This is a genomic window from Marinitenerispora sediminis (assembly GCF_003336425.1).
In the GTDB taxonomy this organism is placed as follows: Bacteria; Actinomycetota; Actinomycetes; order Streptosporangiales; family Streptosporangiaceae; genus Marinitenerispora; species Marinitenerispora sediminis.
On the sequence record NZ_QEIO01000178.1, the window covers coordinates 1 to 9397 of the forward strand.

At 76.9% G+C, this 9397-nt stretch carries 10 protein-coding genes and 1 pseudogene; 6 read left to right on the forward strand and 5 right to left on the reverse strand.

Translation table 11 applies throughout. The features are described from left to right. Positions 1–177: 177 nt before the first annotated feature. Positions 178–1218, forward strand: coding sequence for a zinc-dependent alcohol dehydrogenase family protein (locus DEF28_RS23535; protein WP_369122487.1), 1041 nt, complete (start codon positions 178–180; stop codon positions 1216–1218). Between the two features lie 42 nt (positions 1219–1260). Here DEF28_RS23535 and DEF28_RS23540 read toward each other — a convergent pair whose 3' ends face one another. Next, positions 1261–2688, reverse strand: a complete 1428-nt coding sequence (locus DEF28_RS23540) for a WGR domain-containing protein (RefSeq protein ID WP_114399496.1) — start codon at positions 2686–2688, stop codon at positions 1261–1263. A gap of 149 nt (positions 2689–2837) precedes the next feature. On the opposite strand from DEF28_RS23540, the gene DEF28_RS23545 reads away from it, so the two are divergent. The 4 genes from DEF28_RS23545 (at position 2838) to DEF28_RS23560 (ending at position 6256) form a co-directional block, all read left to right on the forward strand. Beyond that, the gene (locus tag DEF28_RS23545) at positions 2838–3278 is read left to right on the forward strand and encodes an STAS domain-containing protein (protein ID WP_158562908.1); all 441 of its coding nucleotides are present in this window, start codon (positions 2838–2840) and stop codon (positions 3276–3278) included. A 263-nt stretch (positions 3279–3541) separates the two neighbouring features. Continuing rightward, positions 3542–4813 (forward strand): alanine racemase, encoded by a 1272-nt coding sequence (locus tag DEF28_RS23550; RefSeq protein ID WP_114399498.1) that lies wholly within the window; start codon positions 3542–3544, stop codon positions 4811–4813. Positions 4814–5534: 721 nt separating this feature from the next. Beyond that, complete coding sequence (locus DEF28_RS23555) at positions 5535–5951, forward strand: hypothetical protein (RefSeq protein ID WP_147280205.1); 417 nt, start codon at positions 5535–5537, stop codon at positions 5949–5951. Beyond that, positions 5948–6256 carry a winged helix-turn-helix domain-containing protein gene (locus DEF28_RS23560; RefSeq protein ID WP_114399500.1) on the forward strand — a complete coding sequence of 103 codons (309 nt, stop codon included), beginning with the start codon at positions 5948–5950 and terminating at the stop codon, positions 6254–6256. The genes DEF28_RS23555 and DEF28_RS23560 overlap by 4 nt, the downstream gene beginning before the upstream one ends. A 27-nt stretch (positions 6257–6283) precedes the next feature. Here DEF28_RS23560 and DEF28_RS23565 read toward each other — a convergent pair whose 3' ends face one another. From DEF28_RS23565 to DEF28_RS28600, 4 genes are all read right to left on the reverse strand, one after another. After that, entirely contained in the window at positions 6284–6856 is a 573-nt protein-coding gene (locus tag DEF28_RS23565) for a hypothetical protein (RefSeq protein ID WP_199493483.1), read from the reverse strand. A gap of 353 nt (positions 6857–7209) precedes the next feature. Beyond that, positions 7210–7941: a CPBP family intramembrane glutamic endopeptidase gene (locus tag DEF28_RS23570; protein ID WP_114399501.1), complete on the reverse strand. Its 732-nt coding sequence runs from the start codon at positions 7939–7941 to the stop codon at positions 7210–7212. A gap of 148 nt (positions 7942–8089) precedes the next feature. Next, positions 8090–8440 carry a GPP34 family phosphoprotein gene (locus tag DEF28_RS28595; RefSeq protein ID WP_309485838.1) on the reverse strand — a complete coding sequence of 117 codons (351 nt, stop codon included), beginning with the start codon at positions 8438–8440 and terminating at the stop codon, positions 8090–8092. Continuing rightward, positions 8362–8730 (reverse strand): GPP34 family phosphoprotein, encoded by a 369-nt coding sequence (locus tag DEF28_RS28600; protein WP_233515503.1) that lies wholly within the window; start codon positions 8728–8730, stop codon positions 8362–8364. The genes DEF28_RS28595 and DEF28_RS28600 overlap by 79 nt, the downstream gene beginning before the upstream one ends. A gap of 475 nt (positions 8731–9205) precedes the next feature. Between DEF28_RS28600 and DEF28_RS28605 the strand changes: the two are divergent. Next, positions 9206–9397 (forward strand): annotated as a pseudogene (locus DEF28_RS28605) (sensor histidine kinase); the annotation flags it as partial.

Consider the following 9397-nt stretch of genomic DNA (forward strand, 5'->3'; position numbering starts at 1 on the left):
CCCGCCGCCCCTGCCGGGCCCCGCCGCATCGAAAGGTCACCCGCAGCGCCCGCCCGCGGAAGAACCCCCCGGCCAGCCGGCGGCCTCCGGCCGCGCCGGGCGGCGCCTCGCGCCGGCCGGCGAACGCGGGTGCGCCTCGGCAGCGGCCGGGGAAGGACAGGGTCAGGAGGTGCGACCGTGACCGCAGTCCCCGCCTCGCTGCCCGTGTCCATGCCGGCCTGGGTGGTGCGGCAGCCCGGCCCCATGGCCGCGCGGCCGCTGCGCCTGGTCCGGCGGCCGACCCCCGTTCCCGGGCACGGGGAGGTGCTGGTGGCCGTCGAGGCGTGCGCCGTGTGCCGCACCGACCTGCACCTGGCCGAGGGCGACCTGCCGCCCCGCCGCCCCGGCACCGTCCCCGGGCACGAGGTCGTGGGCCGCGTCGTCGGGCACGGGCCGGGGACGTCGGCGCCGCCGATCGGCGCGCGGGTCGGCATCGCCTGGCTGCGCTCCACCTGCGGCACGTGCCGCTACTGCCGCCGGGGCAGCGAGAACCTCTGCCCCGCCTCGCGCTACACCGCCTGGGACGCCGACGGCGGCTTCGCCCCCTACGCCGCGGCCCCGGCCGACTACGTGTACCCGCTGCCCGAGGGGCGCTCCGCCGAGGAGCTCGCCCCGCTGCTGTGCGCCGGCATCATCGGCTACCGCGCCCTCTCCCGGGCCGACCTGCCCGAGGGCGGCCGGCTCGGGATCTACGGGTTCGGGGCGTCGGCGCACATCACCGCCCAGGTGGCGCTGCTGCGCGGTGCCCGGCTCTACGTCATGACGCGGGCGCCGGAGGCCCGCGGCCTGGCGCTGCGGCTGGGCGCGCACTGGGCGGGCGACGCGCGCGCCGCCCCGCCGGAGCCGCTGGACGCGGCGATCCTGTTCGCCCCGGCCGGCGACCTGGTGCCCGTGGCGCTGGCGGCGCTGGACCGCGGCGGGACGCTGGCGGTCGCCGGCATCCACCTCAGCGACGTTCCCGGGCTCGACTACCAGCGGCACCTGTTCCAGGAGCGCACGCTGCGCAGCGTCACCGCCAACACCCGGGCCGACGGCCGGGCGCTGCTCGACGTCGCCGCCAGGCACCGCCTGGAGGTCACCACCACGCCCTACCCGTTCGACCAGGCCGACCGCGCCCTGGCCGACCTCGCCGCCGACCGCGTGACCGGCGCGGCGGTCCTGCGGTTCCCGCCGCCGTGAGCGGCGCCCGGAGCGGGCGCCGCGGACCGCGCCGGGCCGCTGTCACAGCAGCCGCTTGATGTCGCCGTGCGCCCGGTAGAAGCCGCCGCGGCCGGAGGGGCGCACCCCCTCGACCAGGTAGCGGGCGCCCGGCTGGCGGATGCCCTTGGGGAACTGGACGTGCCACGTGGAGTCGTAGCCGGGGGTGACCACGCGCACCCGCAGCCGGCCGCTGTCCTGGTAGCACTCGACCACGACCCCGTCGCCGGCGTCCGCGGTGGTCTCCAGCGCCACGGTCGGCTCGACCACCGGCAGCGACGCCGCCGCCTTCACGTCCAGCGGTTCGGGGACGGAGCCCTCCTGGGCCGCCCGGATGGCCGCCTCACTGGCATCGATGCAGGCCAGCGTGCCGTCGGTGGTGACGATGTAGAGCCGGTCGTCCAGGAACTGCATGGAGAACGCCGAGCCGCATCCGGTGCCGAGCTTCCACAGCCGCTCACCGGACTCGTCGAAGCAGTAGACGGACGAGGTGTTGTCGCCGGCGAACACGTACCGGCCGCCGGGGGCCGTGGCGCACGAGAAGACCGCGGCGTCGCACCGGTAGACGGCGGCGACCGCGCCGTCGCGCTTGTTCAGCCGGAACACCCGCCCGCCCCCCGTGCCGGCGTAGACGGCGTCCGCCTCCTGCCAGCCGAAGAGCACGTTGCCCGACACGGGGGTCTGCCAGCGGGGCCGCCCGTCCGCGGCGTCGTAGCCGGCCACGCCCCGGGAGTGCCCGTGGTAGACGGCGTCGCCGTCGCAGCGCACCATCCAGGCGGAGTCTCCGTCGACGTCGCGCGCCCACTGGAACTCGTCCTCGTGGTCGATGGTGGTGATCCGGCCGTTGCGGTCGGAGACGCCGAGCGTCGCGTCGTCGATGTCCAGCCAGTAGATGTCGACGTCGGCCGAGATCTCGTAGGCCACCCGGGGCACCTTGCCGCTGAGGTCGTAGACCTTGCCGTCGTCGCACCCCGCGTAGATCCAGAAGTCGTCGGCCACGATGCACTTCACGCCGTCCGGTAGCCGGAACCGGCTCGTGACGCTGCCGCCGTGGGTGAGCGTGAAGACGTCGCCGCGCTGGTTGCCCACCCAGCATCTGCGCTCGTCGACGAAGATGCCGAAGGCGGCGGCGCCACTGGCGAACCGCCACAGGACGGGCGCCTGGCGGGCGGTGGAGCGGCTGCTGACGATGGCCCGCCGGGTGACCGGGCGGCGGGTGCGCTGTCCGCGCACGGCCGGCGCGTAGCCCTTGCGCGTCTTCTCCCTGACCTTCTTGGCGGCGACGGTCCGGGCCTGCTGCTCGGTGGCGAAGTCGCTGGCCTTGGTCTGGCCCCGTTCGCCGATGCGCCCGTAGGTGACCGTGACCCGGGTGCCGTCGCGCACCACCTCGTAGAACTTGTGCGCGCCGCCGCCCTCCTCGGAGAGCTCCAGGTAGGTGTGGTCGTCCGCCATGGTGGCCTCTTCCGCGTCTCGCGCCGATGTCCGACAGCCAGACAGTAGGGGCGGGGTGTGACAGCGGCGCCGGCGGCGGGCGGCGGCGCGGTCGGCCCGGAAACCGCCAGCTGGACGTCCAGCCCTTGCCGGGTCCCGTGGTGCGGACCATGCTGGAGTCTCGGGTCGAGAAGGGCGAGCCCCCCATGCACTGGTCCACACACCGGAGTCCCGGCGCGCAGCCCTCCGGGCGGCCGTCGCCGATGCGGCTGACCGTGGAGCGGCCGGCGTCCGGCCCCGTGGTCGCGTTCGTCTCCGGCGAGCTGGACATCGCGACGACGAGCGACCTGGCGTTCGGTTTGGTCCAGGCGCTCGACCAGCACGGTCCGCGGCTGATCGTGGACCTGTCCGCGGTGGTGTTCTGCGACGCCCCCGGGCTGTCGGCTCTGGTGCACGCCGCCAACCACGCGGAGCGGCTGGGCGGCCGGCTCACCCTGCGCCAGCCCAACCGGCTGCTCACCCGGATCCTGCGGCTCACCGGGCTGGACGGGCGGTTCCACCTCATCGCTCCGGCGCCGGACGCGCCCCCGGCGCCGGGTCCGGAGGCCTGAGCGCGCCGGTGGACGCGCTCGGACCGCCGCGCGGCTGCGGCGTTCATGTCGTTGTGCCGTGATTGCGACGATCGCCGGCGCCGGGTGGGCCGGTCGTTCCCCCGCGGATACCCGACCGGCCCCTGGCGGTGCGCCGCGCGAAATGGTTGACTCGTTGCGCGGTCCCGCCGCGGGCGCGGCGGGACCGACCAGCCAGCGACCACCCGGGGAGGTCCGTTGTCCGACGCGCTCGCGCGGCACCGGAGCGGCAGCGGCGGTGGCCGGTGAGCGGCGTCGACGTGCGGCTGGACGCCGCGGCCAAGGGGCTGGCCGTCCCCGCCGGATCCGCCGTCACCGTCGAGGAGTACGTGCGCGACGGCCGCGACGTGCACACGGGCGGGCTCGACTTCCCGGTCCTGACCCTCGACGGCGAGGCGCTCGACGGCAACATCGCCGCGATGGCCGACTACTGCGCGCGCAACGGCGTGCTGCTCGCCCCGCACGGCAAGACGACGATGGCGCCGCGCCTGTTCGACCGCCAGCTCGCCGCCGGAGCGTGGGCGATCACCGTGGCCACGCCCGCCCAGCTCCGCGCCTGCCACGCGTTCGGCGTGCCCCGGATCCTGCTGGCCAACCTGCTCGTCGACCCGGCCGCCATCGCGTGGGTCGGCGCGCTGCTGGACGCCGATCCCGGCGTCGAGGTCCTCTGCTACGTCGACAGCGCGGCGTCGGTGCGCGCGCTCGACCGGGTACTGACCGCCCGGGGCCAGCGCCGCCCGCTGCCGGTGCTGCTGGAGGTCGGCTACCGGGGCGGCCGCACCGGCTGCCGCGACCTGGCCGAGGCGCGCCGGGTCGCCGAGGCCGCGGCCGGGACCACCACGCTGCGGCTGGCCGGTGTCAGCGCGTTCGAGGGCCTGATCCCGGCGGCCGAACTCGCGACGGTGCGCGGCTTCCTCGCCGACGTGCGCCGGACGCTGTTCACCCTGGCCGGCGACGGCGCGTTCCCCGGCCCGGTGGTCGCGAGCGCGGGCGGCAGCCTCTACTTCGACCTGGTGGTCGAGGAGCTCGGCCCGGCCCGGCTCGCCGAGCTCCCCGGCGGCACGCCGGCCGTCTGCGTGCTGCGCAGCGGCTGCTACGTGACGCACGCCGCCGGCGGCTACCAGCGGACGTCTCCGCTGGCGGGCCGCTCCCCGGGCGGCTCGGTGCTGCGCGAGGCACTGGAGCTGTGGGCCACCGTGTGGTCGCGGCCGGAGCCGGAGCTCGTGGTACTCGGGTTCGGCCGGCGCGACGTCGGCGACGACATGGGGGCACCGGTTCCGCGCTGGGCGCTGCCCCCGGACGGGCGGGACCGCCGCGACGTGCGGGACCGGTTCGAGGTCACCGGCCTCAACGACCAGCACGCGTTCGTCCGCGTTCCGGCGGACGACCCGATCGCGGTGGGCGACCGCGTGGTGAGCGGCGTGCACCACCCGTGCACGACGGTCGACAAGTGGCGGCACATCCCGGTGCTGGACCCCGGCGGGCGGGTCACCGACGTCGTCTCGACGTTCTTCTAGACACTCCTGCGGCTGTGATGGCCCGGCAGTCCGGCCGGCGCGGCTACCGGTTCCGGCCGGGACCGGTGGCCGCCGCACCGGTCCCGGCCGGCCGCGCGGGGCCGCCCGGCGCCCGGCCGCCGAAGTGCGCCCGGCCGGCTCCCGGAGGCGGGAGCGGTGCGGGCGTGCGCCCCTGCGGCCGGCCTGGGGCCGCGGGAGCCGGGGCCAGCGGGCGCGGAGGCTTCGTGCCCGGCGGTGCGGACGCCGGCTCCTGGCGCAGCCGCGGGCACCGCCGGCGGGTACCCGTGCGGCGGTGCGGCCGCGCCCGCTCGACCCGGCAGCCGCTCGCGGCGGGTGGTCGTCCGACGCGGTGAGCGGGTGGGGCGCGTCCCGCGCCGCTGCGACCGTGGCCGCGCGGGTCGCCTGCGGCCCGGCCGCGCGCCCTGCGGGCCCGGGGCGCGCGCGGCCACCGCTCCGCCGAAAGGGCCCGGGCCGCCGCCCCTCCCGCACCTTCCGCGCCACGTCCGCGCCGCCCGCGGCGGATCGCCCGCCGTCCGGTGGCCCCCTTCCGCGAGCCGGCCGGCGGGCGCCGGACCCGTGGGGTCCTGGCGTGCCGGCAACCGTGCGCGGACCACTGCCGGAGGGCGGCACCCCGGAACATACTTGCCATGTTGGAAAGTAATTGCCATACTTCGACGAAGATTCCGGTAGGGGAAGAACCAGCTTGAGAAGAGGTGGGCCCGTGCGCCCCGACGAAGCACGGACCGCGTTGGACGACGCCCGGCACCGGAACGAGGCCGCGGGGGCGGCGAGCTCCCGGTGGGTCGCCACCCTGCTGTGTGTCTGGGGAGCGGCCACGCTGGTCGCGGAGTTCGCGACGGCGTTCCTGTCCGGTCCCTGGACGCTGCTGCCGGTGGGCGCGGTGGTGCTGCCGTTCGCCGTCTGGGCGACGGTCTACGCCCTCCGGCAGCGCGCCTACCCGCGCGGCCTCGCCAAGCGCTACCTCCCGGTGGTCGGCGCCTGGACGGCGCTGCACCTCGGCTACGTGCTGGTGCTGGTCAGGGTGGGACCGGGCGACGTCGCGGTCGCCCTGATCGGCTCCGTCGCGGTCGCCGCGCCGCTGTTCGCGGGCGCTCTCGTGGAGAGCAGGCGCCGGTGAGCCACCCCCGGCACGAACTGGACGAGGTGATCCACTCCCCCGTGCGGCTGTCGATCGCGGCCACGCTGGCCGCCGTGGACAAGGCGGAGTTCGCGTTCGTCCGCGACTCCGTCGAGATCACCGACTCGGCCCTGTCCAAGCAGGTGGCGACGCTGGAGAAGGCCGGATACGTCACCGTCACCAAAGGTTACGTGGGCAAGCGTCCGCGCACCTGGCTCGCCCTGTCCGAGGAGGGCCGGCGGGCCTTCGAACGGCATCTCGCCGCGCTCCGCGCCATCGCCGAGGGGCGTCCCGCCGGCGGCTGAGGGCACCGGCCGCGGCCCGCGCGGCGGTCAGCCGTCCTCGCCCGGCGCCGGGCGGGCGCGCCGCCACGAGTCCTCGAACGTCCGGGCGTCGATCTCCAACCCGGCGAGCTCGGGATCGTACAGGTCGAAGGGCGGGTTGATCGGCCAGTCGTCGGCCGACATCCGGAGCCCGCCGTCCGGGGCGAGCTCCACCTGGCGGATCCAGCGGCCGTCCGGCCCCAGCTCCAGCAGGTAGTCGACCGGGTCGGGAGGACCGCCCGCGGCGTCGTCGCGGAAGGGCATGCGCAGGTACACGCGCTCGCGCCCCACGAGCGCCCCGAAGCCGGGCCGACCGCGCTGGGCGTCCCGCCGCGCGCGCAGGCCGGCCAGCACCGAGTCCGCTGGCAGGGCCGCCAGGTCGACCTCCTCCAAGGAGGCGTCAGCCTCCGCACGCCGCACGGCGCCGGGGTCGGTCACCACCTCCACCTCGGCGCAGGCGTCGGTGATCTCCCGCGCCGAACCGGCCCGGACCCACCACCACAGACCGCCCATCCCGTAGTCGTGCAGGACGAGGTGGCGCGGGCGCGCGTCCGAGGGGCCCATCGGGGGGTGTCCGGTCATGGCGCCTGATTATGCCGGACCAGGCGGGTGCGGCTCCGCCGAGCGGCTCGGCCGCGCCCGCGGCAGGGCTGAGCTGCGCGGTAGCGGCCCCGGCCGCTGGCGGCGGGCAGGAGGAGGCCCTCCGGCGCTCGGCGGCACCGGCGCGCCGCAGATCGACGCGGCACCGGTCCCGCCGAGCGTGTCGCCCCGCTGTCGCACGCCCCGCGGTACGGGGGCGGCCCGACCGGCGGCGCCTGCCACCAGCCGCCGCCCCCGCCACCGGGCCGGGGAAGGCTGCGTCGAGTCGCCCCCGTGACCGCCGGGGACCCGCGCACCCGGCCGTGGGGGCCCGGCCACTGCCGTCCCGCGGCGGGTCAGCCGGGACCGGCGTAGCCGGTGAGGAGCACCAGCAGCGGCAGCGCCGCGTTGTTGACGGCGTGGACGGCCACCGCGGGCCAGACCGACCCGCTGCGGCGCATCAGCTCGGCGGCGATGAGGCCCACCACGAGCGCCGCGGGAAGGATGATGTTGATGCCGTGGAAGAGCGCGAAGACCACCGAGCTGGACACGACGCCGATCACCGGCCCGTAGCGCAGCAGGGCGTTGGCGACGACGCCCCGGAAGAGGAACTCCTCACCGATGGGGGTGAGGACGGCGAGGAACAGGAACGTCAGGACCAGGGGCAGCACGCCCCCGCCGGCCGCCTCGTAGTACGCGCCCTGGGGATCGGAGTCGAACCCGGTCAGGGCCGTGATGGCAGAGATGACCGCGGCCTTGACGACCAGGGCGACCACGCCCCCGGCCAGGCCGAGGAGCATCCAGCGCCAGGTGGTGCGGCGCACGCCGAAGGCGCCCCAGGAGCGGATGCGGACCATCGCGGCCGCGGCGAAGCCGACGAGGCCGACGACGCCCGACCAGGCGGTCAGGGCCAGCCCGTGGGCGACCGGGGGCAGGTCCAGCCCCCACGGGCCGAAGAGCGCGGCCGCGGCTATGGCGACGACCGTGGCGAGCAGGCCGACCGCGATCTCGGGCCAGCCCGGGCGCTCCGGGGAGGTGGAGCCGGCCGGAGCCGGCACCCGCGAGTGGTCGGGGTGGGTCGGTGGCATGACGGTGAACTCCTTGCTGTCGTCTTCTCGCGCGGCGGCGATCGGGGGGTGGTCCGGGCGGGCGCCGTCCGGCGGCGGGCCGCCGGCCTGCCCGGCTGGTCGAGCGGGTCCATCCGCTCGGGTGCCCGGTGGAGCGGGCCGGTGTCCGCTAGGACGAGGCGGACCTGCTGGCCGCGACGGCCGTGCGCAGCGCGTCGCGCAGCGCGGGGACCGCGGAATCGAAACGCTCGTTGAGCGCCGTGAACGCCGCCCTGTGCTGCCAGCGCTCCTTCGGGGTGAACACGGTCCGCACGCCGCCCTCGGCCGCGATCGCGGCCATGGCCGCGTCCTCGATGGCGGCCGCCGCGGCGCGGTCCCCGAGGACCGCGCCGCGCGTCCGCTCGCGCAGCAGGCGGGCCTGCCCAGGGCGGTTGAGTGCGATCACCCGGGTGGGAAACACCCCCAGCGCCCGGCCGCGCCGCACCGTGATCGACCCGTTCGCGGCGAGTTGCCCGCGCACGGCCCCCTCAGCCTCCGCGCCCTCCTGCGGGAGACGGCGGTGATCCAGGGGCACGGCCGGTCCGGGGAGACGTCGGCCCGTACCGCGGCGAGGAACGGGTCGTCCGGGGGCCGGACGCCGGTGCGCGCCGCCCTGCCGCCGTGGTCGCGCAGCCGCCCGCCGATGGCCAGCTCGGCCAGCGCCGCGGCGCGCGGGAGCTGGCCGCGGTGGGCGGGGCCGGCGGGGTCGAACCGCTTCCTGCCGGGGTCGTAGCTGAGCAGGTAGAGCCGCTGCGGCAGCGTCAGGTCCATGTCTTCGTCCGCGGAGTCGCTCCCGCCCGCCGGTGGCGGGGCCGACGGCGGATTCCGGCGGCGTCGGGCAGCGCGCGGGACTCCCCGGCCCGCGTCTGGAAGGGCGGGGGCTCCACTGCGGGGCAGGCACCGGGCCCGGCGCCGGGTCGTTCGGTGTCGAGGACGGGTGTGGCGGTCATGCCTGCCATCTCAGCCGACGGCGCACTCCCCTCCCAGTGGCACCGCGTCATCACCTCGCCATGACGTTCCTCGGGGTGGACCCATGACGCGGTGTCACTGGCGGCGCCGGGAGGCGGGGAGGACACTGGGGCGGACACCGCTGTCCGATCCCGCAGCGCCGCCCATGGACGCCGGACCCCCGCTCGTTGCGCTGACGGCCGACCGGCCGCGCTCCCGCCGGTCCGCGCGGCCTTCGTCCGCCGTGGCCCCGGGCGCGCCTCCGCCGACTCGGGGCCCCGGACCGCCAGCCGCCGCCGTGGACGGCCGCGCCCGCACCGCGGCGGACGTCGCGCCGATCACGCGGCTCGACCTGGTCACCCGGCCGGCCGGTCCGTCCCGCGGCGTCCGGACCGGCCACGCCACGCTTCGGGAGCGGCTGGCGGCGCAGGGCGGCGAACTCACCGTGGAACAGCGCCACGGCCGGTTCCTGACCGCGGCAACGCTCCCC

Bases quoted from the DNA above. Each gene is read 5' to 3' on its own strand.
- DEF28_RS23540 (WP_114399496.1), bottom strand. From the start codon at position 2,688: ATGGCGGACGACCACACCTACCTGGAGCTCTCCGAGGAGGGCGGCGGC.
- DEF28_RS23545 (WP_158562908.1), top strand. From the start codon at position 2,838: ATGCTGGAGTCTCGGGTCGAGAAGGGCGAGCCCCCCATGCACTGGTCC.
- DEF28_RS23565 (WP_199493483.1), bottom strand. From the start codon at position 6,856: ATGACCGGACACCCCCCGATGGGCCCCTCGGACGCGCGCCCGCGCCAC.
- DEF28_RS23570 (WP_114399501.1), bottom strand. From the start codon at position 7,941: ATGCCACCGACCCACCCCGACCACTCGCGGGTGCCGGCTCCGGCCGGC.
- DEF28_RS28600 (WP_233515503.1), bottom strand. From the start codon at position 8,730: ATGGACCTGACGCTGCCGCAGCGGCTCTACCTGCTCAGCTACGACCCC.